Annotated in this window: 26 protein-coding genes and 2 pseudogenes; all 28 read right to left on the bottom strand. The window is 40.5% G+C overall.

Features of this window, described 5'->3' with window-relative positions:
• Positions 1–69: 69 nt before the first annotated feature.
• Complete coding sequence (locus ASG89_RS37315) at positions 70–234, bottom strand: hypothetical protein (protein ID WP_157276474.1); 165 nt, start codon at positions 232–234, stop codon at positions 70–72.
• 343 nt (positions 235–577) lie between these two features.
• A complete protein-coding gene (locus ASG89_RS01150; RefSeq protein ID WP_157276475.1) occupies positions 578–1,012 on the bottom strand; it encodes a DUF4362 domain-containing protein in 435 nt (144 codons plus the stop codon).
• 470 nt (positions 1,013–1,482) lie between these two features.
• Positions 1,483–1,617, bottom strand: coding sequence for a universal stress protein (locus tag ASG89_RS38505; RefSeq protein ID WP_082592542.1), 135 nt, complete (start codon positions 1,615–1,617; stop codon positions 1,483–1,485).
• A gap of 73 nt (positions 1,618–1,690) precedes the next feature.
• Positions 1,691–1,918: a hypothetical protein gene (locus ASG89_RS01155; protein WP_057308464.1), complete on the bottom strand. Its 228-nt coding sequence runs from the start codon at positions 1,916–1,918 to the stop codon at positions 1,691–1,693.
• A gap of 5 nt (positions 1,919–1,923) precedes the next feature.
• A complete protein-coding gene (locus tag ASG89_RS01160) occupies positions 1,924–3,156 on the bottom strand; it encodes a CynX/NimT family MFS transporter (RefSeq protein ID WP_057308465.1) in 1,233 nt (410 codons plus the stop codon).
• 217 nt (positions 3,157–3,373) lie between these two features.
• On the bottom strand, positions 3,374–3,934 hold the full coding sequence (locus ASG89_RS01165; protein WP_057308466.1) for a helix-turn-helix domain-containing protein: 561 nt from the start codon (positions 3,932–3,934) through the stop codon (positions 3,374–3,376).
• A 298-nt stretch (positions 3,935–4,232) separates the two neighbouring features.
• Positions 4,233–4,607, bottom strand: a complete 375-nt coding sequence (locus ASG89_RS01170; RefSeq protein ID WP_057308467.1) for a VOC family protein — start codon at positions 4,605–4,607, stop codon at positions 4,233–4,235.
• 75 nt (positions 4,608–4,682) lie between these two features.
• Positions 4,683–5,363, bottom strand: coding sequence for an RNA polymerase sigma factor (locus ASG89_RS01175; protein ID WP_057308468.1), 681 nt, complete (start codon positions 5,361–5,363; stop codon positions 4,683–4,685).
• Between the two features lie 304 nt (positions 5,364–5,667).
• The gene (locus ASG89_RS37320) at positions 5,668–5,871 is read right to left on the bottom strand and encodes a GNAT family N-acetyltransferase (RefSeq protein WP_321166462.1); all 204 of its coding nucleotides are present in this window, start codon (positions 5,869–5,871) and stop codon (positions 5,668–5,670) included.
• Between the two features lie 346 nt (positions 5,872–6,217).
• Entirely contained in the window at positions 6,218–6,655 is a 438-nt protein-coding gene (locus ASG89_RS01180; protein WP_057308469.1) for an NUDIX domain-containing protein, read from the bottom strand.
• 179 nt (positions 6,656–6,834) lie between these two features.
• Positions 6,835–7,410: a GNAT family N-acetyltransferase gene (locus ASG89_RS01185; RefSeq protein WP_057308470.1), complete on the bottom strand. Its 576-nt coding sequence runs from the start codon at positions 7,408–7,410 to the stop codon at positions 6,835–6,837.
• Positions 7,411–7,750: 340 nt separating this feature from the next.
• Positions 7,751–8,188 carry a GNAT family N-acetyltransferase gene (locus ASG89_RS01190; RefSeq protein ID WP_057308471.1) on the bottom strand — a complete coding sequence of 146 codons (438 nt, stop codon included), beginning with the start codon at positions 8,186–8,188 and terminating at the stop codon, positions 7,751–7,753.
• Positions 8,189–8,388: 200 nt separating this feature from the next.
• Complete coding sequence (locus ASG89_RS01195; protein WP_235549538.1) at positions 8,389–8,934, bottom strand: GNAT family N-acetyltransferase; 546 nt, start codon at positions 8,932–8,934, stop codon at positions 8,389–8,391.
• A 338-nt stretch (positions 8,935–9,272) separates the two neighbouring features.
• Positions 9,273–9,878 (bottom strand): hypothetical protein, encoded by a 606-nt coding sequence (locus ASG89_RS01200; protein WP_057308473.1) that lies wholly within the window; start codon positions 9,876–9,878, stop codon positions 9,273–9,275.
• Positions 9,879–10,226: 348 nt separating this feature from the next.
• Entirely contained in the window at positions 10,227–10,628 is a 402-nt protein-coding gene (locus ASG89_RS01205; protein ID WP_235549539.1) for a GNAT family N-acetyltransferase, read from the bottom strand.
• Positions 10,629–10,790: 162 nt separating this feature from the next.
• On the bottom strand, positions 10,791–12,251 hold the full coding sequence (locus ASG89_RS01210; protein ID WP_057308474.1) for a hypothetical protein: 1,461 nt from the start codon (positions 12,249–12,251) through the stop codon (positions 10,791–10,793).
• Positions 12,252–12,532: 281 nt separating this feature from the next.
• The gene (locus ASG89_RS01215) at positions 12,533–12,805 is read right to left on the bottom strand and encodes a hypothetical protein (protein WP_057308475.1); all 273 of its coding nucleotides are present in this window, start codon (positions 12,803–12,805) and stop codon (positions 12,533–12,535) included.
• A 197-nt stretch (positions 12,806–13,002) separates the two neighbouring features.
• Positions 13,003–13,635, bottom strand: a complete 633-nt coding sequence (locus tag ASG89_RS01220) for a stalk domain-containing protein (RefSeq protein ID WP_057308476.1) — start codon at positions 13,633–13,635, stop codon at positions 13,003–13,005.
• A 650-nt stretch (positions 13,636–14,285) separates the two neighbouring features.
• The gene (locus ASG89_RS01225; protein ID WP_057308477.1) at positions 14,286–14,597 is read right to left on the bottom strand and encodes a hypothetical protein; all 312 of its coding nucleotides are present in this window, start codon (positions 14,595–14,597) and stop codon (positions 14,286–14,288) included.
• 108 nt (positions 14,598–14,705) lie between these two features.
• Entirely contained in the window at positions 14,706–15,242 is a 537-nt protein-coding gene (locus ASG89_RS01230; protein ID WP_057308478.1) for a hypothetical protein, read from the bottom strand.
• 521 nt (positions 15,243–15,763) lie between these two features.
• Positions 15,764–16,126: pseudogene (locus ASG89_RS35275) on the bottom strand (family 43 glycosylhydrolase); the annotation flags it as partial.
• Positions 16,127–16,141: 15 nt separating this feature from the next.
• Complete coding sequence (locus ASG89_RS01235; protein WP_057308479.1) at positions 16,142–18,124, bottom strand: YjhG/YagF family D-xylonate dehydratase; 1,983 nt, start codon at positions 18,122–18,124, stop codon at positions 16,142–16,144.
• A 37-nt stretch (positions 18,125–18,161) separates the two neighbouring features.
• Positions 18,162–19,631 (bottom strand): alpha-ketoglutaric semialdehyde dehydrogenase GucD, encoded by a 1,470-nt coding sequence (gucD, locus tag ASG89_RS01240; protein ID WP_057308480.1) that lies wholly within the window; start codon positions 19,629–19,631, stop codon positions 18,162–18,164.
• Positions 19,632–19,680: 49 nt separating this feature from the next.
• Positions 19,681–20,562, bottom strand: a complete 882-nt coding sequence (locus tag ASG89_RS01245) for a fumarylacetoacetate hydrolase family protein (RefSeq protein WP_057308481.1) — start codon at positions 20,560–20,562, stop codon at positions 19,681–19,683.
• Between the two features lie 86 nt (positions 20,563–20,648).
• Complete coding sequence (locus tag ASG89_RS01250; RefSeq protein ID WP_057308482.1) at positions 20,649–21,413, bottom strand: IclR family transcriptional regulator; 765 nt, start codon at positions 21,411–21,413, stop codon at positions 20,649–20,651.
• A 193-nt stretch (positions 21,414–21,606) separates the two neighbouring features.
• On the bottom strand, positions 21,607–21,927 hold the full coding sequence (locus ASG89_RS01255) for a hypothetical protein (RefSeq protein WP_057308483.1): 321 nt from the start codon (positions 21,925–21,927) through the stop codon (positions 21,607–21,609).
• A 633-nt stretch (positions 21,928–22,560) separates the two neighbouring features.
• Positions 22,561–23,976, bottom strand: a complete 1,416-nt coding sequence (locus tag ASG89_RS01260) for a family 43 glycosylhydrolase (RefSeq protein WP_057308605.1) — start codon at positions 23,974–23,976, stop codon at positions 22,561–22,563.
• 127 nt (positions 23,977–24,103) lie between these two features.
• Positions 24,104–24,361, bottom strand: a pseudogene (locus ASG89_RS37325) (beta-L-arabinofuranosidase domain-containing protein); the annotation flags it as partial.
• Positions 24,362–24,368 lie beyond the last annotated feature (7 nt).

Below are 24,368 nucleotides of genomic sequence, written 5' to 3' on the forward strand. Positions count from 1 at the left end.
CCTTCACTATCGTTTCCAGATAGCTTAATGAATTGTCGTCCGGAAGTTTTCACGCTCCTTGAGCTACTTTTACCACTCAGCTTGTTTAAGTATTTCTGATTTTTCATCTAAAAGATTAACGAGATTTAGTTTTTCAATAAAAATCTTTAGCCAAGTTATCCAAATTGTATCTGATTCATAATCTGCTTGTTCTAAAGCCAGTATGATATACGGTGTTAAATCAATCCAATTCAATAATTATCTTAATGCAATTATCCCACTGATCTTTGCTTGTATATGTAATTAAACAGTCAGAAATCTTATCCGTAAGACTAATTAATCTCTTTACTGCATACGTTTGTTCTTCTAGAGGTCGATTCCAACTTAAAGAAGAAAGTAACAATTTAATATTATCTTCCACGGAATCACCACCATACCAGTAAATGTGTTCAATTGGAGTATTCGATGAGGAATTAAACTCTCCAGCCGCTGGGTTAGTGGCTGCCACACGGTAGCCATTAACTGTTTACTATCGTGTCCCGTTAGTACCACGCTAAGTGTATGTTAACAGAAGATAATGATTCCTTCTAATCATCTACTATAATATCTCTTTTCTAAATGATATTAGCCTCAGTTGCTCATCTTCCTTGAAGTTATTACATTTAGATAATTCAACATCAAAAAACTCGTCGTCTCTTTCATTCATTCGAATTGATTTACAGACAAATTCCGTCTTGCCTTTGTCTGTACCCGCCCATGCGTCTCGTGTGTTATCAACGATCCAATGTATTTCTTTACCATTTGAATTTATGTCATGAATCAATGGACCGCTATCTATTGTCGGGGAAATAATCATTAAGTTATCTCCTTTACCCTCATTAAATCTTTTCACCATTTCATCAACACGATCCAAATCCACTTGGTCAAAGTTAATAATAATTGACTTGTTTTTGTTTGTATTTTCTGTATGAGATTGTTGATTTAAGAGTACAAAAATGGCACTGACTAATCCAATAAAGACGATAAGTTGCATATAAATTATCGGTTTCTTGTATACGTTTTCCACCTCCGCAATAATTCCATATTTAGAATATTCGGCTAAGCGATTCAACTATCCTGCCATTTAGCTTAATGACGAAGAGGAGCCTCTACGTCGCCTGCTCCTCCACATGCGTGCCCCTAAGCTTAGCGAAAGTTAGTGACAGACCAATAATCATCCGCGTCACTAAGACTTTTTAACACCTTGTTCGCTACTTTGTCGTAAATATTGCCAAAGAAACTACTGTTCGGTGAAAATAAAGTTTTAGACTGGAGTCGTTGATTTAACGCGGTTTTTGAATTGATGAAACGTCAGCTTTTGATAAATAAGTTTTAGACTGATCCCTTAAAAGAAGAAGCGGCGGACCAAGACTTGAAAAATAAAGTCTGAGACTGCCGCTGTAGTCATTCAAATAACCTACCCTTTAGTAAAACAATGCATCATCTCTGCAATCCCCGAAAGAGTTAATGCACAATGAGGACTGGGTAACTTGATAGCTGTGAAACCTTGTGGCTGACACTTCCAAGCATCATTTCTATTATTCCACTTAGTCCACGGCTCCCAATAATAATGAGTTGCTGCTCGGTATTCCCCTGCATATTTTAATATCTCATGTGCAGGATATCTCCCTTAAGATGAACTGTTCCTTGGTTAATCCCCTCAAATTTAAATTTAGATTTGGCTTATTGCAGCTGTTCCAAACTCGCTTTTTTCCATTTCGTTCATTATTTCTTCCAAGAATTTCTCTGGTACAAATGTCATGCCATTCGACACATATTCCTGGCTGACATTAACCAAGGTAACTTGAGTTTGTTTGTTTCGGGCTATTTCAATGGTTGCATCAAGGAGTTTGTACGTTATTTCAGCTTTATCAATGGTCACCATTATTTTGTCAAACATATTTATCATCCTTTCCGTGGTAGCTCGTAACTATTTCGGCTACCTACAAAACGGTTTCTTGCTGCTCCTATACCGACTAAAAAGAGCAAGACCGCAGCGCCAAGCAGAATGAAAAGTGGCAGGTTCCAACTATTTGTCGCATCATGCAGATATCCTATAAGAGCAGGACCGACTGCGGCAAAAAGATATCCGATCGATTGTGCCATGCCAGACAGTTTCGCTGCTTGATGCGCATTTTCAGTACGTAACCCGAAAAACATCATGGACAAACTAAAGGCGAAGCCTCCACCAATTCCGAGCATGATGATCCACAACAGAATCATATTGGAGCTTCCGTAAAGAAGTCCAACTGTTCCCGTCAAAAGCAAAATGGTTGTAATGACCACTAACAACCGTTGGCTAGACATGCGCCCAGCAATAACGGGGACAATAAAGGCAAATGGAAGCATAGCTAACTGCATGATCGAGAGGTACCATCCTGATTGGTTTGGATCAATTCCTTGCTGCTTTAAAATTTCAGGCAACCATGCGATCAAAACATAGAAAACCATGGACTGTATACCCATAAACAAGGTTACTTCCCAGGCAATGAGGGATTGCCAAACATTCACATCGTTGCTGGCCATTTTTTGACTCGTCGTGGTTGATTGCTTCGTTTGATTTCTTAATTGGGGTAACCAACAGAGGATTGATACAAAACTTAGAATCCCCCATATTCCCAATGCTCCTTGCCATTTTAGACCTGCGTTTACGGCTAGAGGCACACTGATTCCCGATGCGACCGCTCCACATAAACTCATTGAAATGGAGTAAAAACCTGTCATGGAGCCAATTTTATTTGGGAAATCCCTTTTGATTATACTTGGCAATAATACATTACATACGGCAATTGCGAATCCAAGAATTGCTGTCCCAATAAACAGATTAGCTGCGCCAGATAAAGAACGTATTACAATACCTACAGTCAGAAAGAGTAAGGCGATCATTATGATACGTTCAACCCCATACCTTTGTCCTAATTTTGGTACTAGAGGCGATAATAAAGCAAATGCAAGCAAGGGTACCGTTGTGATCAGGCCTGCTAATGTATTTGAAATATGAACGTCATCCCTTATCAGACTCACTAAAGGACTGACTGATGTTAAGGGAGTACGTAAATTAGCTGCAATAACAATAATGCCGAGAATGATCAGCCCAATAGAGGATGGTACGGCTTTATTATTTTGTTTATTCGGCATTCTTAATTTCTCCTTCCTGAATTCTTACATATTATTTGCTTCCTGCTGATTGAAAAAAAACGATACATCCGCGCGAATAAATAAAGTATATTATAGTATACTTTATTTATCAATAAGTAATTTATAATATACTTTTATTCGTCTAAAAATAAAAATACAACTCTGAAATTCCCGTCATGGAATTCAGAGTTGTATTTAATAAGTTGAATTTTCGACTTTAGAAATCGTACTTTAAGGATATATGGAGCACTGTTTCGCTATCCGTATGATTGGTATAAGAATGAGGACAATCTGCACGAAAACTGATAGTATCATATTGATTCAATGTGTAAATCTCTCCATTGACTTGAATTTCAATGGAACCAGTCATGACTGTCGCAATTTCAGTTGTATTGACATGATGACCTTCAGGCTGATACGAGCTATTTGGCTGTAAGTAAGCCCGACACATTTCAATATCGTTACTTTTAAAGATTGGTTCAATGATCCAATTTTTTTGATCATTAGAAAATCGCAGTCCTTCACCTGCTCGATACAAACTAGCAGAGTCTTCTGATTTGAACAAAGCCAATAGCGGTAAAGATATACCTTTTGAAATTTTCCATATAATCGCCAAAGTTGGATTTGTCTCGCCACGTTCGATATTCCCCAGAGTAAGTTTGCTTACGCCCGTTAGTTCCGATAAGTCGTCTAAGCTCATGTTTTTTTCTTTTCTGTACTTTTTCAAGGCAACACCGATTTGTAATACAATTTCTTTTGATTCATTGATTTCATCCATTAGATTCACCTCAACAAAAAACAGTTATAGCTAGTATATTATTTATCTAGATTCTTTTCCATACGAGTAGTATTTGATGGTGGACTACATTCCTATGAAAAAATAATCTGCCCGTTTAGCTTAATGAAACTTCGTCAGTCTAATACTTTATTTTCCTAGTTTATCAAGACCTAATTTTAGGAAAGTCAGATATAATAAAGGGTTCCACATATTATACATGACTAATATGTGGAACCCTTTATGTTTAACTATCGTTCCCAGTTAGTTCAACGGATCATGCGGTCCAAACTTTCAACTCTTAGTTCACTACCCCATATCTGTTTCCATCAGGATCTTGAAGTGAAAATCCTCGCATTCCGTCGAACTCCTCAATCTCACCAACATCGGCTCCTCGCTGCCGCAGCAGGTTATATGCCGACTCAACATCGTACGTATGAAAGTTATAATACTGTCCTACACCATAATCATTTTTCGGAAATGGTTTCTGTATAAAGTTGTAGGACCTCACGAGACAAAAAATGATTTTGTTATCATTCATCATTGTCACAGTAGCGTTCGGTTCATCTTTATGCATGATTTCAAATCCTAACACACGGGTATACCATTCAGTTGATCGTTTCAGGTCGCTGACCGGGACAAAAATACCAACACCAAAAAATGGGCTTTGACTCATTGAATATCTCCTCCTTAAGTATTAATGTGAACTTAACTAATAAACGATACATTCACCAAAAACCAAACAGAGGGTTTAAAAAAATTTTTCCGTCACCATAAATTGATTCCCGTCTGGATCTTCTAAATAGAAAGCGATCCTCCCATTTACCAATTGGATGTTGCTGATTTTCACCCGTATCTTGGCCAATTCGAGGTAACACCTGCATATCGCATTAAGGTCTCTCTGTTTGAAGGCTTTGACGAGGCTATCCAAATCCATTTGTGAGGCATACGATTTGGGAACTTCCCTTTCAAAAGGATCTGTACTAGCTACCTCAATTCGACGGGACAGCTTCTTTAATCTCAATCGGGCTCGCCCCAGCGTCACCTGGACGGTCCCTTCCGCTTGTGATAAGAACTCGGCGGTTTCTTTCGAAGTAAAATCAAAAACATCTATGAACAACATAATGACTAAGGCCCGTGGTGATAACCGGTGAGCTAATGCTTCCAGTAGCTCTCGTGTTAATAGCTCCCCATCATGAAATGATGAATCATTAAAATCCGTATCTGTGGTCTGGATGCGGCGTTTATCCATTTTTATTTTATCTTTCCATGCGTTTAAGGCGATTCGATATAGATAAGCCTTTGATATCGCTCGTGAAGGATCCGATTTAACTACCTTATACACTTTAAATAGAACCTCTTGCGATAAGTCCTCTGCATCCCATTGATTATGGGTAATATGCAAACAATACCGATATATGGTTTGTTCCATTTGCGATAGCTCTAGAGTAGATATGTAAATTCACCTCACCTAATAACCTTTTCTCCAATTACCTTAGTTTTCCTTTTACATATAAATAAACGGTCCTTAGCTTAATAAAAACAAGGAGCAGTTCTGCAGCTGCAGAACTGCTCCTTATTATGTTCAACTATAGTTTCACGTTAGATTATAGTACAACTTAACCACGAGCTGCCACCACGCAAAACTGCCCGTTAACGTAATGGAGGCTGCCGATCATGCTGGCAGCCTCCCATTGGTGTGTTTATTGAACAAACGTTCTCTCGTTAGCTTAATCCTACAACCTTTTCTTTAACATCTGTTCATCATCTTTAACATAATTGCAATGTTCATACGTTCTAATTGCAGCGTTATTCCTTCTTCCTGTCAGTACCTTCATACTTTTTACTCCGCGTTCTCTAAGGTTTTCTTCCAGACAAGAAATAATTGCAATTGCAATTCCTTTTCTTCGAGCATCTTCTTCTACATAGAGTTCGGTAATTTCTCCGTGTTGTTACGATTTATATTTAGACGTTCAATTATCTTAGTTGGAGGTCTTTTTACACCACCGTTAAACTCTTGATTTAGTCTAGAAAGTTCTTCAGCATCGGTAAAGAATGCTAGTCTTACACTTGCAACAGAATTCATTTTTAGTCACCTCGTCCACTCATATATAGATACATATTCTACCATATTAATAAAATGAATTGTTGATGAAAACTGCCCGTTAGCAGGAAAATAAAAAAGGCTGCCGAAGCAACCTTTTATTTTACTATTGTTTCTCGTCAGCTTAAAATGAAAAACTTCGGGTGGTCGTGGACTCCTTTTAATACACTCTCAAAATCGCCTTAATTTTGTTCTGTGTCTGTAAATTCTTTTATTATTATTTTTATCATTTCCATGGTCTTTTCAGGTAATTTATTTGGTTTAAAGTAACCATACTCGATTACTTCATTCCTGTCAGGCTGTATTGTGCCTTCATATTTATTTGTTGTGTAAGTTATGGCTACATAATGTGTCCTTGATTTAATATAAAATCTTGCATCAGAAAAAATATGGAAGAAGTCCATGTCTTTAATAATTATATTAAGTTCTTCTACCATTTCCCTTCTTAATGCATCTTCAACAGATTCTCCAGGCTCTAATAAGCCACCTGGCAATCCCCAAGAATCATCATTGTGTCGTACAAGCAATATTTCTCCTTCATTATTAGTCAATATTAATGTCGGTCGTACTAAGATTAATGGTAAATCGCCTGTACGATCCCTAAGTTCTTTGATATACATTAGTTCACTCCTGATTTCTAAGCTAAAGGTTAAATATTAACACAAATTGGAAGTATACTGTCCGATACTTCAATGAGGCTGCCAATTGTTGCCGGCAGCCTCGTCTTAGTTTCTTATTGAACAGACGTTCCCAGTTAGAGTAATTACGAAATGTTTAATGCTTCGTTGACACAGGATTGCTAAAACTCCACACCGCGGACTTTAGAGAACACCATAGTATCACGCAATGAACCATCAACAGAAAGATCATCATTTCGTATAATTCCTTCTAAAGTAAAACCTAACCGCTCGGCTACTCTATAGCTTCTTATATTTTTTGAGTCACATCGAATTTCTACACGGTTAGCTTGTAACTCTTGAATCGCGAAATTCAAAATAGCCTCTACAGCTTCAGTCATATATCCTTGCCCTCCAAAAGATGAACGAACCCAGTAACCAATCTCAAATCTTCGTATATTCCAATCAATATTGTGAAGCCCACTACTGCCAATTAATTCCCCAGTTTCCTTTAACAATATGAGTAATCTCATATCGGAGCGTTCTAAGAATTTTAATCTCGCTTTTCGTATGTTTGCCTCTGATTCTTCTAGTGTAGGCATGGTTTGTGCCCATGGCATCCAAGGAATTAATTCTTCCATACTTTCTCTTATCGCTTCATTTACTTTGATTCCATCATCTAAAATTGGAGCACGAATAAGTAAACGTCTACTTTCAAACGCCTCTGGTATTGAAAACAAAATCGGGTCAGATGCCAATGCAACACATCTCCAATCAAAGTTTTCCAAACATTATCACATTTGGTGTTTGTTATTACAAGAAATATTTTCCATTCAATCTTGATCGTTAGCGGAGAAAAGGCAGCCGGTCGTTTGTCAGCTGCCATCAAGTCATGATTAAACTATATTATCCGTTAGCGTAGCAGTTTAGGTTTATTGAAACTGTTCAAAATACTGTTTTGGATTGGATATACCGCTCTCAATAAAGATATTTGCCCACTCATTTATACATCCTCAAATAAGCTTTTTCATTCATGGCAGGAGAGCTGGTTTTGTCATCCCAATTCCCCTCTCTGTGCTCTGTGAGATAGTTCTAACATTAAATATTTATTGACATATAGTTCTTTCCTTCTATAAAACCAAGACTTTCATACACAGGTTTAGCCATATCAGACGAATGTAGCAGGATTTTTCTAATTTCTTGTGTCTTCAAATCCTCTATTGCTTCACTAATAAGTTTGGATACTATACCTTGACGACGATAATTTGGGATTGTGAAAACATTAGCCATGTATGCAACCAATCCAGAAGGGTTTTCAAATCGTGGTAAAAATCGACATATGCAAAAACATACCGTTGATACAACTAATCCATCGTCATCAGCAACCCATACAACGAGTGACTTGTCTGCTAATGAGGATTCAAAATAGTTTCTAAATGTTTCATCCATACTACTGTTGTCCTCATGACATAGCAATATCTTACGAAATTTTATTAACTGCGGTATATCGGTTGTAATAGCTTTTCGAAACAGCACGATTGACTTCCTCCCTTTGAATGGAGACCGTGTTTAATTGAAGTTGTTCGTAATGATTAATTATACTGATTGCCCCTTTATCAATTATCGCCCATTATATCATACATTTTATCCCTTTAAACTGCCCGTTACTTTAATGAAATCAGGGAGCAGATGCCGAGGCATCTGCACCTGATTATTGTGCTATCGTTTTCTTTGCGTTAGTTTAATGAACCTTTTAGACGTTTTTCTACCATATCCCATTCAGTATCAAGAATGCTAAAAATAACTTGATTTCCATTATCCCTGTCGTCCCAGACCAACATGTTCCTAAGTTCTCCTTCTTTCACAGCACCCAGTCTTTCAACGGCTCTTATTGACCTTTCGTTCCTTGCATGAATTTTAAACTGAACTCTCCTAAGTTTCATTTCTTCAAAGCAATACTTTAATAACAGGTATTTAGTTTCAGGATTTATGCCTGTTCTCCAAACACTCGGAGTTAACCAAGTCCATCCAATTTCTGCACTTCGATGTGAAATTGAAATATCTCCAATTCTTGTAGTACCCAGAATCTCATTAGTCTCCAAGTCAATTAATGTAAAGGGTAATTCTTTTCCTTGTTCTTTGCCTTTTAACGCCTTTTCAACGATTTTATCCATGTCCTCATATCTTCTTACTTTCGTTAATACAAATTCCCATACTTGAGAATGTGCTAAAGCATTGTACAAGCCTTCTGTATGGTCACGTTCAAGTTGAACTAATTTCACCTTTTCCCCCTGTAACACGGTAAATCCCCCCTAATGAAACAACTTTATGGAATAATTCCATATTTTGTTGTGCAATCCTGCCAGATAGTTTATTAACAAAAAAAGAGACCCACAGCAACGGGCTGCGAGTCTAAGTTTATATTTTAAAGGGGGTCGGTTATTATTATAACCCTTTATGATTAATACCAGATGAAAATAAGATTTCAATCGTGTAACATTACTCAACTCTCGTTCGCCGTTACTTTAATGAACTGGTTGTTTCGCTATGGTTACCCGTCGTATTAAAGATCGGGCACGGGCAGTGATTCAATATGTGCCTCGAAATCAAGTTAAATCCCTTACAGGCAGTTTTCTTCTTTTAAAAACCACTGCTTCATCTTTCTTACCATTTCGTTTGCGATAAATTTGTCACGATGATCCAGCCACTGATACAACGGTTTTTCAATGAAGCCTAATAGTTCCTTTTTAGTATCTTCTAAAGCATGGATTAACTCATCATACTTAAATTCAATAAAAAAAACGTTCTCTTTGCTCGGCTCATCTGACCATACCTTAACAATACCGTTATTACTATACTCAATCCCTGGGTTAGGATCATGCCCCAACCAAGGACTAACTTTATTGATAATTGATTCATTAACGAGTACCAAGTCTTCTAAGCCGCAGCAACAACTTGGCAAAATGAATTTATCTTCATCTTCGAAAAAAGCAATTCCACCTAGAATTACAACCTCATCCTCATCAAATAGTTGCTTAAATGATTTCTCGAATGATTCCTTAACATCTATATTGTTGTATCCAAATAAATGTACTAAGAACAATTCAACCTCTTTAGTTGAACTACTTTCAGTCAAAATAACGTGAGCTTTACGAATGATGTCACTGTCAATCCAAACTGGACAGTCATAATACGGTTCTTTTATCACAGCTTTAGTGTAAACCAAATCATTAACCTCCTATTTTGTTACAATATATCTAGCAGCATTATTCATGCACTTTGCTAATACCAATACTTAGACTTCCATGATATTCACCATCATGTGTGTATTTCCTTTATTTGTAACTAACCTTTAAAAAATAATCAGAACCGTTTCATTACTCGCGGCTGTACTTGAATAAGGATTCCAATATAGAAAAATTGCACACAGGATTATGCATCCAATTGAAGCAATCACACCATAGAAGGAATATTTCGATTTCAATGTAAAACCTCCGTTTGTCGGTTTATTAAGCTACCGTTCCTCGTTAGCGCAATGTCAATTACTCGTGCAAGAGTTATATTTATATTGTTTTTATGTCCTAATCCAATATTTACAGTTCCCCGTATTAATACTTGTCAAGACCCCATTATAACTCTCAATAATTTTTCTGGATGCAATATTTCCTTCATTACAAGTTAGCAGCACATCTTGTATTCCCAAGTCGTTTGCTTCTTTCAACATTTGTTTTAGCTTTAATTTTCCGTAACCTTTACCTCTACAAGAGGGTCTTATAACATACCCAATATGCCCGCCATGATTCTTAAGATTGTCATTTAAGTAATGTCTTATCTTCCCGTATCCTACGGGAAGTCCATCAATATAAAGCCAGTATGTTGTTTGAGGGACATGCTGAGGCGCTAAATGTACCCCATCGGACATTTCAATATACTTTTTTAATATCAACTTGAAATCGCTGTAATTGTCTGATAACAATCCATTAATAAATCCATTTTCCCCAGGACCGTTGCCAATTAACTAAATCCGCGATGCCGCAGTCTTCATCCTTTAAAATCTAAAACATATATTTATGGGAACAATCTTCTTCCCTTATGGTTTTATTCCAATAATGGGTCTAAAATATCCCACCTGTGATTTTCATGGGGCACCTATGATAAAACTGCGTTTAGTAAGAACGGATGTTTCAACCTTTTGCGACAAGGCTTCGTTTTTCCCGTCAATGCTGTAAAGGATCGTCCATGGAAGCTTTATACGCGCCATATACTCACCGAATGGAACCGGCTTTCCGTCCGAGTCTTTCCCGTCCCAGTCAAAATCTATCTCTGCGCTCAACATTTTCGTTTTAAAATCGTAAGATAATGTTGGTAACGTGCCCCTCCAAACAGTCTCAATCTTGGGGTCATAGATGGAACCTGTTATTCGCGACACCTCTATTATGATGTTTTCTTCCTGACCTATTGTAATCGGCTCATCACTAGCATTAGCCAATGCAAAACGGAAGGGAACTGGTTTTCCAAACGAGACAATACCCGAAGAAAAACTGGTATCTCGGGCCCAATCAATACCGATCGATGGGGCTAGCGGAAATCCTCTAGTCCCAGTAGATGCGGGATCATATTGAACGGAGTTCCATGTTCCGGCAATCGACTGATTTACGACAACAGTCGGAGGTTTATACATTTCCGGGTCCGCAGCTGGGTCGCTTATATAGATCCAAACGTCGCCAAGCCAACTACTATGAATATGATGCCAGCCGCTGCCGCTCTCGAATACCGAGACAATCTGCGGGGCAAGCGTTCCGAGTACTTTGGCCTCGCGGTTGGGAAACGAATAAATTGGGGTATTTCCCTTTAACTCGATAGTTTCATTTCTTGTCTGCACATCTCTTGGCAGGTAATACGACGGATTTATCCATTGCTCTCCCAACCACGTGTGGATATGAAACCAATCCCTATTAATTCGTTCGAAAGTATTCACTGACTGTGATGCACTTAAATACCCGATGACATTCGCGTCCGCCTCGGGAGCGTCAAATATTGGCGTTGTCGCGTTCAAGCTAATGTATTCATTCGTCGGAATGTAGTAAGGAACGAGCTTGTGCTTCGGTTTGATCCATTTGTACCCAAGCCATGTTTGGATTCGGTAATATCCTTGATAAGTACCCATAGATTTCACTGGCTGCTGAGAAATCGTATATGTTGTTTTCCCATATTCTAATGGTTCATCGTATAAAACCTCTTCTTCTGACGTTTGTACCCATTCAAAAAAATCTTCAGGGAATTCGGGATGACTCGGTCTAATCCAAGACTCCCCTTGTTCGGTAGCAATCTTGTACCAAATCAATGGCTCGGATTCATTTATGATTCGATCGTGCCATTCCGGTTCCGCATCTAGTACGCTCACTATTGAAAAGGAAGAAGTTCCGATCTTGGTTCCATTAGGGGAGTCGTATAATACGGTTTGTGTCTCCGTTAGAATAAGTGCACCTGGTAATTTTTTCTCTTTCAAGTCTTGTTGGGCTGCTATGGCCGTTGCGGAATGAAGCTGCGATAAAACAATAGACGTAAAAATTAAGCAACTTAATGCAAAGTGCTTCAATATCTATCCCTCCAATTCCAGCTCTAGGATTACTCGCTGTGTATAGCACACACAATTTCTTACTAACAAATAATCCCATATTTTTAGACGCTTCAAAGACATTGATAGTTGCGTATTACTCCCAAACAGCTCAAAAAAGCGGTAGCTTGAACACAAGCTATCACCACGCGCTTCTGCCAGGTTGCTGAGCAAACAAAAAAAAACGGCTGCCGAAACAACCACTATTTCATTGAACAAACGTTCTTATGTTAGTTCAACTCAACTGAAGGAACTAATTATTTTTAGATTTTACGTTTTTTCAAGGCAATGACTGTAATAACGTTTATTAATAATATAACGACAAAACATACAGCATAAATACCCATTTGTCCAACCACGGCTAAACCATCTTGCGAAGTTAGTACAAAATAAACAATACCCAATAGTAGACAAACCATATTAATAACTGCCCCGACTGACATTATAGTGACACTATTATGATTTTTATTAAACTTGATAATATAAATCAGTGACAATACTAAAGAAATCACAACTGGTAAGATAAGCTTAAGCAAGCATAATTACTCCTTCCTAAGAAAACTATAATCAAACTATATAACGACTTAGTTTGCATAAATAGTTCTATCTTTCTCTAGTACCTTATTTGATACCATACTAAACTGCCCTTTAAGCTGAGAAGGCTGACGATCATTTAGTCGGCAGCCTTCTCCTTATATTTTTAGTTCTAGTTTTCTTTTAAGTTATTCTTTCTTTATTCAACAATGGCTTCAGAAGTTGAGCCATCAGGGAATACATTATGCATAACTACTTTACCTGATTTAGGGTGTTTGTATCCTAGTTCAATTTTTTCTACCTTACCTTCATTAGACCAGTAAACAATAAGTTGCGCACCTATACTATCCTGCTCCAGTCCATTAAAATCAATGGTTAGTCCTTGATATTTATATCCGGATGTAGGGGAAATATCATATCGCCATGCTGCTAATTGATGATCATCATTTGTTCTTTCTACAACAGGCTGCCCAAGGAGTTCTTTCACATATTTTTCATCCTGGCCTAAGTTCAAACGATATTGAATATCCCAAACTTTTTTAGTGGTTTCATCTACGTTTGTGGGTCCATTCTTAATCGAAATAACTTTACCTTCTGTTATGCTGTTTATATATCTAACACCTACTCCAAGACTTTCTGCAACAAAACGAACAGGTACATAAGCATGACCATTATAATTTAATGTTGTATAATCGCTATCTAATTGTTTAATTTGACCATTAAATTCATATTTGACTGGAAATAAGTACGCTTGAATTGTGTCAGACGCAAAAACAGTAGTTGTAGCAGTTAAACCCATTCCACAGATTAAACCTAAAATAAACCTTTTCATACTCTCATCACTCCCTCTGTTTATTTACTTTAACAGATTAGACGGAGTGAACAAGTAGTAAGTTTCACCATTGTGCAATCTACCCATTAACGTAATAGGCTACCATTCATTCTCGCGGCAGCCCTGGAATGTTTGTTTATTCAACTCTCGTTCTTACGTTAGTTTAATGATGTACCCTCGGCAATATGAAGGACTGGCCTTCTTCGAATTAATTAACAAAATCAGTATTATTAATTCTATTATATTCTTCAACTAATTCTTCATAGAGCCCCTCATTTTTTCGTAACATCCACTCAAATAAAGTTTTAACGCTCTCGAAAATATCCGGTTTAACTCTGTAAGGTATTTCTCTCCGAGTAATTTCATTGTCAACTAAATGTTCATAAAACCCAACACATATATTCTAATCCCTTTCTTCTCCAACTACTCATAAACGTTCATCCTTATGGTTTATTAAAGAGCTTTATTTTCGGGTTATTTTTGTTTCATAAATAATTGCTAATTCTTTTACATAAATGAGGTATTCGTGAAGCAAATAAAATTATCCTGCCCGCTACTTGAATGAAAAAGAGGAGCAGCCGCGATGCAGTCGCTCCATAATATGTTCCTCATTACTTCAATAAGTATAATTTCATTTTTACAATGTTCTTTTACCTGAATGAACGATGGGGATTAAATTCAATAATCTCATAGAACGTACGTTTGTTTATTTCGAATCCACAACATGTACAAACTTCATGCATAGATTCAATTTCCATCATTTTGCTTCCACAATTCACACAAAAGAATCTTCCTGCTTCACTATTTTCAACTTTTGGTATCCGTACTTTAACTTCTTTAGAATTATCTATTGCTACATTAAAAGCATTTTCCATATGCTTTGAAAAATAACTATCTCCAGCTTTGCAATATAACTCTTCATTATTAACTTTCAGTTCTTCTTTGCAATAAGGGCAATACATTTCTTAAACCTCCCTCACATTATTTCCTGCCCGTCCCTCGGAGTTTAGTTGTTAATATCGGCTCAGTCTGTAGTCGGTTGAGCTATCGTTACCCTTTAGTTCAACGAGCTAATTGTTTTCTTTTATTAGATTTCCGTCTTTATCATAATACTTATAATTTCTAAATTCATATTGGCTATTATCGGTTTCGGGAAAATCGACCCAAGCAACAGTCGCCTTATAAGGAATAAACTTTTGCTCCAATTTCTGTCCATTTATACTTACTTGCATTTTAGCAATTTCATTTTCGTTATTGGCAACAAACATAAACATACGAAGAGGGTCAGGAATGAATGAGCTAAATGTTTCGTCATCCCTTACTTGGACATAATTCCAAACAAAATTATCATCTTTATTTTTTCTGAATTGAATGTAGCCTGGACTATTGTCCGATAAAAATCCTACAACCCTTAGATCAATGAAATCTTTTACCTCCAGGATTTCAATTGATTTGTTTTCATACCCTTTAATAGATTTAATTACTTTTACTATGGAATCTTTATCATTTCCATACAGTTGATGATTATCGTTAAAATAAAAAGCTAAGAATCCGATAAGCAGTAACAAAATTGTAAGTGTAAAAAAAGTTAATTTACCCTTTTTCAACAATCTGCCCCCCTTTGGTAGCATTACTTTCGTTATCAGCATAATAAATCCCTTGAAAAATAAGACGTTTTAGTGCTTGTATAAGTTTCGCTTTTGTTCAAGGATCCTGCCCGTTAGCGGAGCGGTTAAGTTTATTTTGTTGGCAAGTGGAGAATTTCTTGAGTGATCCGATCTGAAAATCGATCTCCTATAATGTAGGTGAATTTGTGTCGCAAGACTACAATGTTGGGACATTTGTGCATTTTTTGATGACACAAATCCTCCTACATAAAAATAAAAAAACCTGATTCCTTAAGCTTTTACTGAATAAGTTTGTAGGTACATTTATGTCATTGGACATTGATTTTTGTCGGAAAAATCTAACGACACAAATGTTCCTACATAAACGCGCTTATTTACTTTTAAAACAAACATTTATTTTCTTAATAAAAATACAAAAAAAGATTGATCTACATTACATTGGTAGATCAATCTTTTATTATATGATTTGTGAATTGCTCGTATTTTTGAACAGGTCTTACTTTATTCCCGTCCCAAAGCATAGTGACGAGCCACTTGCGCCCATCATCGTCTTATGGGTATCCTTGAAAGCTCCAATTCTGCTTATTGCATCCGTGTAGATCAAATAATAATCACCGTTATGATAACTTAAACATGGCGCCCAGAGTCCACTGGAATCCAAGTTGCCTTCCATATTTATTTGAGACTTTCTTGATAATGGGTGACGAAGCAGCTGCCAATGTATAAGATCCTTTGAATGATGAATTTGAACACTGGGAAACCAATCAAACGTGGATGTGGCAATATAGTAATTATCATCTACCCTAAAAATAGAAGGAACAGGGATTGAACTCAGGCAAAATTGGGTTCGTAATAGGGGTCATCTCATCATTCCCCTCCTAATTGTTCTGCACAGCCAATGCTTTTGTACCTGCTTCCAATACAGCGAGAATTCGATCCACATCATAAACACTCCCTGCCCAGGTTCCACCGCTGACAGACTGTAAGGCAGCCCATAAACGAGTATCTGCTGGTAGTTTTTCGTCTGAGGCGAGCTCTGGGTGAGGGTCGCGGGCAGCAAGCACACGGGCTCCTTCTTCTGGGGGCAGCAATTCGCCACCATCGCCTAGAAAATGAATGCTGCCTTCCAAACGATTTCGGTCAACTACGATGTCGATCGTATCTCCATCCCGCAGTTTACCAATCGGACCGCCAGCTAGCGCTTCAGGTCCAACATGACCGATGCAGGCACCTGTGGATACGCCCGAAAACCGGGCGTCGGTAATTAAGGATACGTATTTGCCGACCGGCAAATGCTTTAGTGCTGAGGTTAATTGATAGGTCTCCTCCATCCCGGTACCCAATGGTCCGCGCCCAATCAACACCATAATATCTCCGGCTTGAATGCCGCCTTTCTTTATTGCCGAGATTGCCGCTTTCTCCGAGGTAAACACCTTGGCATTGCCCCGATGGCGGTATACCCCATCCTCTCCAATAGTTGACGGGTCAATCGCCGTCGATTTAATCACCGAGCCTTCCGGAGCCAGATTCCCAGTAGGAAACGTAACCGTCGAGGTCAACCCCCTTTCTTTGGCACGTTCTGGACTCATAATTACGTAGTCCGGATCGATGCCATCCATTTCCATAAGCAGACTTCTCATTCGTTGACGGCGCTCGCTCGTTTCCCACCAATCCAATACAGTACCCAGCGTTTCACCGGTTACGGTCAACGCATTTTCTTTCAGTACCCCCAAACGTCGGAGATGCAGCATCACTTCCGGTACCCCTCCGGCCAAAAACACGCGCACAGTCGGATGATATTCCGGACCATTCGGCAATACGCTGACTAGCCTTGGTACGGCTTTATTGATACGAATCCAATCTTGAACAGACGGAATGGGCAGCCCTGCCGAATGAGCGAAAGCAGGGATATGCAGCAGTAAATTGGTCGATCCGCCGAAGGCCGCATGAACAACCATCGCATTGTGGATGGACGCTTCGGTCAATATATCCTTCATCCGGATTCCCTTTTCCTCTAGCGTCATCATCGCGCGGGCCGACTGCCTGGCCATCTCTTCCCATACGGGCTGTCCTGATGGTGCAAGCGCAGCGTGAGGCACCGTCATGCCCATAGCCTCTGCAATAACCTGCGAAGTAGCTGCCGTTCCAAGAAACTGGCAGCCTCCGCCCGGTGTGGCACAAGCCCGGCAGCCGAGGTCGGCAGCATCTTCTAGGCTGATTTCGCCATTAGCATACCTTGCACCTATAGTTTGGATTTTCCCGGCATCTTCGCCCTCCGTGGGAGGTAATGTCACTCCGCCGGGCACAATTACGCAAGGGAGCTCGTGCATCCCGGCGAGAGCAATCATCATGGCAGGCAGTCCCTTGTCGCAGGTCGCCACACCGAGCACTCCTTTACGTGTAGGCAAGGAGCGGATAAGTCGCCGGAAAACGATCGCTGCATCGTTGCGGTAAGGAAGAGAGTCAAACATGCCTTCCGTGCCCTGCGACCTACCGTCGCAAGGGTCGCTCACATATCCGGCGAAAGGAACCCCTCCGCTTTCTGTGATCACCTCTGCAGCAGCCTGCGTCAGCAGGCCAACCTCCCAGTGACCAGTATGATAGCCGAGCGCAACTGGACTCCCGTCTTCCTTACGTATGCCTCCTTGCGTGCTTAACAACAGATACTGTTTACCCTTCAGGCGAGACGGTTTCCACCCCATCCCAACATTTTGGGTAAGTCCGAACAATTCTCCGCTTGGAGCATGCAATAACATTTCTTTTGTTAGTGGCAATGAGCCTTTTGGGCCCTGCGTGTGCGTACGGATTGTAAACAAATCGTTATTTTCATTTGCCATAATCGATTTTAATTGCTCTGTCATCAACCCTCACCCTTCCGAATTAGGTTTCATAGCACGCTTACGCTTTGAGAAATACCGTTTTTATCGATGTGAAAAATTCAATGGCCGCCTGGCCTTGCTCGCGCGAATGAGAGCTAGACTGCTTCATTCCGCCGAACGGAGCCTGCAGCTCCACCCCAGCTGTCTCGGAATTAATTCTTACTAAACCGGCATCCATATCTTGAATAAACAAAAGAATGTTGCTTATGCTTTGCGTGTAAATAGAAGCGCTCAGACCATAATCCGAATCGTTAGCCAGTTGAATTGCTTCTTCCATGGATTCGACCTGAATTAGCGCGAGTATCGGGCCGAATATTTCTTCCCGGGCTATGGCCATTTCCGAAGTTACTTTATCGAACACGGTGGGCTGAATGTAGAAGCCTTCGGCGAGATCCGGGTGATCCGGTGATGCTCCGCCGAATATAAGCTCCGCTCCTTCCTCTATCCCTTTCTGAATGTAGGACTGCACCGTTCGCAGCTGATTTTCGTTGGCGCAAGGGCCAAGCCATGTACCGGCATCCAGACCGTGACCAACTGTTATACCTTTTAATTTGATCAGAAGTTTTTCTTTGAAAGCTTCATACACAACACGCAATACAATGACACGGCTTGTTGCCGTGCATTTCTGTCCTGTCGAACGGATTCCGCCACTAATCGTCGCGTCGACAGCCAAATCCAAATCGGCATCCTCAGCGATAATGATCGGATTTTTCCCGCCCATCTCTAGCTGATATTTCGCCCCTCTTGCTAGTGCCGCTTGACCGACCCGTTTGCCAACTTGATTGGAGCCGGTAAACGTAATTCCGTTTACATCCGGATGCTCTGCAAGACCTTGCCCGATCACAGATCCGCTGCCTGTCACCATATTTAATACACCTGCAGGAAGTCCCGCTTCAGAGATGCATTCCACGACTTTGGCAGCCGTTACGGCTGTCTCCTGAGCAGGCTTCAGCACAACCGTATTGCCATAGATTAAGGCTGGCGCCATTTTCCATATCGGAATCGCCACTGGAAAATTCCAAGGTGAAATAACTCCGACAACCCCAAGGGGCACACGGGTCGTAAACATCAGCGCTTCGCTATCCGTGGAGGGAATCACGTCCCCGATTTTCCGCATCCCTTCCCCGGCATAGTAGCGCAAGATTGCGATCCCTCGTGCAGTTTCGCCCTTTGCTTCCGGCAATGTTTTGCCCATTTCCCGTGTCATCGTCTCGGCAATTTCATCGATGCGTCTCTCAAGTGCATTAGCCGCTTTAAACAAATAATCCCCTCTCGCCGATCCCGATAGCTTTCTCCAACCTTGCTGCGCCGCTTTGGCGGAGGCAACGGCTTGGTTCAATTCCTCCAATGACGACAATTGGACATAGCCCACGACTTCAGTTCTTTTAGCTGGGTTTATGCTGGGAACAGTGTGCCCAGCGCCGGCTGTACACCATTCACCGTTTATATAGTTTAAATAAGTTTGCCCTCCAACAAATACGGATGTCATATATATTCCTCCTTAAATGTATGTTATCTACCAATCTGATAATTATAGATTAGCTTCCTGCACCTACAACATGATTAACAAGTTTCCCAATACCGCTAATCTCAATTTCGATCCGGTCTCCGTGAGCGAGTGTAAACTCGTTAGGCGGCACAATACAAGTTCCCGTCAGAAGCACGGTCCCGTCAAATAATTCATTATCCCGAATTAAAAATTCGGTCAATTCGTCAAGCTTTCGTTTTAGCTGATTGGTATTAGCCGTTCCCTCGACAGCTTTTTCCCCATTGCGATATATTCGGCTTGTAATCTGCAAGTTGTAAGGGTCGTCTACCGTTTCGGCTAAACGGATCGCTGGTCCCAGGGAGCAGGAACGCTTCCATACTTTGGCCTGAGGCAGGTAGAGCGGATTCTCGCCTTCAATATCCCGGCAGCTCATATCATTGCCAATGGTGTATCCTACGATTTTCCCCATAGCGTTTAGAACAAGACCTAACTCCGGTTCTGGCACCTGCCACACGGAATCGCTTCGGAGTTGTACTTCGCCGCCTGGACCTACCGTTCGGGCAGCCGTCGATTTGAAAAAAATCTCCGGGCGCACAGCGTCATAAACTTTATCATAAAAGGTCAAGGCATCCAGTCTGCCTTCGGTCGCCTCATAATTCCGTGCGTCTCTGCTTCGCTCATAGGTAACCCCAGCAGCCCATACTTCTGGCGCTTCAATTGGAACGAGTAGCTCCAGCTGATCTACTTGACATGTTAGCGCTTCACTGCCTTCGATCATTTTCAAAACCAACTCGAGCGGTGAAATCTCTTTTTCGTCAGCTTCTTGAATCAAAGCTAAAAAATCGCTTTGCAGCAACACGAAAATTTGCCCTTCGTCATTAACTGCAGCTAGCTGTGAAAGCCCTTCATTTATAAAACGGATAATTTTCATAAATTGCTCACTCCTTTAATTTTGTTTTATATTATAAAACAGCGTTCTCAAATAATAGTGTAAAAAATGCCTGGACTCGACATGCTTTACAAAACTTGCCGGAACCCCAGGGTCTGTGAAATCGTTTCCGCTTCTTTCTTAAGAAGGGCAATATACTGCTTAAACAATAGATCATTTACCGTTGATATTAATGTTGATATGCTTATCGCCGCTATAACCGAGCCATTATGCTCGAAAATAGGAGCCGCAACGCATCGTACGCCCGGTTCGTTCTCCTGATTGTCAATGGAATACCCTTGCTCCCTTACCTGATTCAGTTCGTGAAGGAATGCATTTTTCTCCGTAATCGTCGCTTCTGTAATCTTGAAGATATCGTAATTCCGAAGGAGCGTATCGATCTCTTCCTTCGTTCTAAAGGCAGTCAGCACCTTGCCTACCGCGCTGCTGTGAAGTGAAATTCTGCGGCCTATTCGGGAATAACGGATCGCAGCCTTTTCCCCCTCGACTTTATCCAAATACACGCCTTCCTTCCCATCAAGAATAACGAGATGAGTTGTTTGACCCGTCTGCTCCGACAAAGCAACCAGGTGCTTTCGGGCAACAGTACGGATGTCCAGGCTTTGCAGCATAAGCTGTCCCTTTTCCAGGAGCTTTAACCCTAACTTGTACCTTCCCGTTTCCATATCCTGATTGATGTAACCGTGTAACTGAAGCGTTTTCAATAAGGAGTGTATTGTACTCTTGTGAATCTCCATTCTCGCGCTGATTTCTGTAATTTTCAGCTCTGTCGTATGCTCGTCGAATAAATCCAATATTTTCAATGCTCTGTCCAGCGCTTGAATAATAGGCATGGTATCACTCCTATCCACAAGTCCATAATAATCTTTTACAACCATACAATCAAGATAAAGTTATTATTTATCACTAGATATACACTGCGGTGTTATTGAAAAATCTTGACAAGATATTAGCTGGTTTAGTTATTCAACTATAGTTTCCCGTCCCTCAGTAGTAAGGATTTATCTCATGTATGCTCACTCATCCTCAGGATTTCATCACATTGTACACGAACCTAGAAAACTGAGCCGTTCCTCCAATCTCCTTGGTAGAATATAGGAACAACCCGTAACGCGTCCCTACAAATTGATCCATTTTCCATACCATATTATGGGTAATGCCAAGATTTTTCCAGTAATCTCCGTCCATGTAATAAAACTCGCACTCGTCCGTATTGTTCACGAAATTGCCAAAGGCCTTCAAAGTAACTTTGTCACTGTCCACTGGAATCCTTGCATATTCCACCCCAGTCTCTTTGTCTACTAGGTTTCCGAAGATCGTTTTATCGTCTGTGGTTCTTGCCAACATTACCTAGTAGTATTGTCCAGCTTCCTTGGTAAGTGCAATGAAGCCAAAGGTGCTGATCAAGAAGCACAAGCCTGCATAATCGCCATCCTTTAGCTCGCTTCCTATCGAATACCGACACATCATTTTCCCAATGCAAAGGCACTGAAACCGATTAACGAATATGAATTTTTAGAAAAGCTGCTTTCCATTTCTCTGGAACTTATGCAAGAAAAGAGAATACTTCCAGAGAATGAGCAGACCTTGGTTTCGACAATAGATGGAACTTATAATCCTACAATCCGCTGTTTGTTTGAATATCTGAGGGACAATTACACAAAAGAGATTACTCTTGAGTCTGCAGCAGCTTACATGAACATGAATTCGAATTAACTAAGCACACTGGTCAAACGAGAAACCAGAGATACATTCATCTATCATGTGCAAAATTTCGGATCGAACAGGCAAGAAACTGATCCAACATACGAATCACGATCAATCAAATAGCCCAAGTCGAGCCCTCGCCACTTTTTCAACGTATTCAAACAATTTACCGGCTTTAAGCCCGGCCAATTTCGCGAACACAACCGCAGCCAATGATAATGGCTGTGGCTTTGTTAAAGAACGTTGCCTGGAATGAGTATGATCCTCTCTTGGTTATTCCAATGTGAACGAAGCTAGACTCGCGCCTCCCGTACCCTTATACGTAAAATACAAGGCTTGTATGCCATCTGGTATAACGATATCCGTAGAATATTCCTTCCATATATTTGTAAAGTCAACCGATATCTTCCCGAGAGCAGGACCGTCCCATGATGTTTTCACTTCAAAGGCACCACGGCAATATCCACGCACCTTGATTTTGACTTTCTTGATCCCATCGCACTGAAAATATTTAAATCCGGCTGTTGCGGAATCCCTCATATTGGCGATATAACCGATCTCCTCATCTCCATCTTTCCCATCTTGGGTAATCTTCGGAAACCGACAGTCCATCCATTCCCCGGGAGCTCCTGTATACAACGCCTCATCACTGCAAAACAAATTGCAAGCCAGGTACGAAGGATATTCCCCTCGACCGTCAAGCGGCCCTCCATTCGAACCGCAGGATGTCATTTCCACCTGCGTAATCGTACCATCCTCGCAGAATTCGATCTGTTCGATACAACCTTGCCGGCTGAAATTCGTTCCGTTGGTATGTCTATGATAAAAAATGTACCACTTTTCATTCATCTCAACGATGCTACCATGGTTATTGCCACCATAATACATGGGTTTATTCGCCGGTTTGTATGAGTCGATATGAAGATCATTATTGCTGACAATGACTCCCTGATATACGAAATCCTTTGTTGGACATTTACTGGTCGCGTAGCATAGTTCATACATGACGATGGATGAATAAATAAAATAATACGTATCGCCTTTCTTCCTTATAGAAGGAGCCTCAAAAAACTCATGCCCTTCGAATCCGCTGTCTTTGCTGTAAGGTTCACTTGGTGCGACAAATACCGGTTCCTCCAAAATCGTGAGCATATCGGGACCCAGGACTGTAGCCATGGCACCGCTTCTTGACTTGTCCCCAACTGCACAGAAACCGGTATACAAGTACGTTCTTTCTCCTTCTGTCATCACTCCTGGATCAAATTGTGGCTCGTCGCCTTCTCTGTCTCCCAAACGTGTTCCATCGACATATCGAACATAGCCATAAAATTCATATTTGCCGGCCGGTGTATCACAAACAGCGACCGAAACGATAGAAACCTTGTCAAGGGCATAGTACAAATAATAACGTCCATCCGGACCAACCGTGACATCTGGTGCATACAGGCACATGGTTTCATCAGGATTAAGCGGATCATCTGTTTTTTTGTAAATCACGCCTTCATACCGCCAGTCTGCCGGGTCATCCTCAGGTGCCGACCAACAGACATAATCATTCAAGCAGTACGCATGCCCATTGAAACGGTCGTGAGAACCATATACATAAACTCTGCCGTTAAAAACATACGGTTCTCCATCGGGAATATATTCCCATGATGGAAGATATGGATTTCGTGCTTGTTTTTTCATATTAATCTGTTCACTCCTTGCTAAATTCGATGTTTCTTTCTTCTGATTGGAAATTCCCTTCAATTGCGAGTTTGACCCGATCTGAGCAAGTAAGATGCTGCCGAACATGACCGCCACCATACCATCTTCACCTTGAAGCGGTAGTAGATGCAGGAAAGCAAAGATCGATGGGAACTGAATTGAATTTCACCCTTTGAACTGCTTGTTCCTTTGGAGCAGCAAAATGCCCTACGAAATGTCCTCTTAAGCAGCACTCCACTTCTTCCCAACCGCCAGGGGGCTCCGCGTTTGACGGAATTCCCGCATTAAGCTTAAACGTATACATAAGTCGATTGAGTTCAAATTCAACGATATACCTTTTAACCAGTTCTCTGCGGAAAGCAAAGTATTTG

The organism is Paenibacillus sp. Soil766 (assembly GCF_001428105.1).
Lineage (GTDB): Bacteria > Bacillota > Bacilli > Paenibacillales > NBRC-103111 > Paenibacillus_E.

Coding starts and splice junctions, on each gene's coding strand:
- ASG89_RS01150 (WP_157276475.1), bottom strand. CDS start 1,012: ATGCAACTTATCGTCTTTATTGGATTAGTCAGTGCCATTTTTGTACTC.
- ASG89_RS38505 (WP_082592542.1), bottom strand. CDS start 1,617: ATGCAGGGGAATACCGAGCAGCAACTCATTATTATTGGGAGCCGTGGA.
- ASG89_RS01155 (WP_057308464.1), bottom strand. CDS start 1,918: ATGTTTGACAAAATAATGGTGACCATTGATAAAGCTGAAATAACGTAC.
- ASG89_RS01160 (WP_057308465.1), bottom strand. CDS start 3,156: ATGCCGAATAAACAAAATAATAAAGCCGTACCATCCTCTATTGGGCTG.
- ASG89_RS01165 (WP_057308466.1), bottom strand. CDS start 3,934: ATGGATGAAATCAATGAATCAAAAGAAATTGTATTACAAATCGGTGTT.
- ASG89_RS01170 (WP_057308467.1), bottom strand. CDS start 4,607: ATGAGTCAAAGCCCATTTTTTGGTGTTGGTATTTTTGTCCCGGTCAGC.
- ASG89_RS01175 (WP_057308468.1), bottom strand. CDS start 5,363: ATGGAACAAACCATATATCGGTATTGTTTGCATATTACCCATAATCAA.
- ASG89_RS01180 (WP_057308469.1), bottom strand. CDS start 6,655: ATGTATATCAAAGAACTTAGGGATCGTACAGGCGATTTACCATTAATC.
- ASG89_RS01220 (WP_057308476.1), bottom strand. CDS start 13,635: ATGAAAAGGTTTATTTTAGGTTTAATCTGTGGAATGGGTTTAACTGCT.
- ASG89_RS01225 (WP_057308477.1), bottom strand. CDS start 14,597: ATGTATTGCCCTTATTGCAAAGAAGAACTGAAAGTTAATAATGAAGAG.
- ASG89_RS01235 (WP_057308479.1), bottom strand. CDS start 18,124: ATGACAGAGCAATTAAAATCGATTATGGCAAATGAAAATAACGATTTG.
- gucD (WP_057308480.1), bottom strand. CDS start 19,631: ATGACATCCGTATTTGTTGGAGGGCAAACTTATTTAAACTATATAAAC.
- ASG89_RS01245 (WP_057308481.1), bottom strand. CDS start 20,562: ATGAAAATTATCCGTTTTATAAATGAAGGGCTTTCACAGCTAGCTGCA.
- ASG89_RS01250 (WP_057308482.1), bottom strand. CDS start 21,413: ATGCCTATTATTCAAGCGCTGGACAGAGCATTGAAAATATTGGATTTA.
- ASG89_RS01255 (WP_057308483.1), bottom strand. CDS start 21,927: ATGTTGGCAAGAACCACAGACGATAAAACGATCTTCGGAAACCTAGTA.
- ASG89_RS01260 (WP_057308605.1), bottom strand. CDS start 23,976: ATGAAAAAACAAGCACGAAATCCATATCTTCCATCATGGGAATATATT.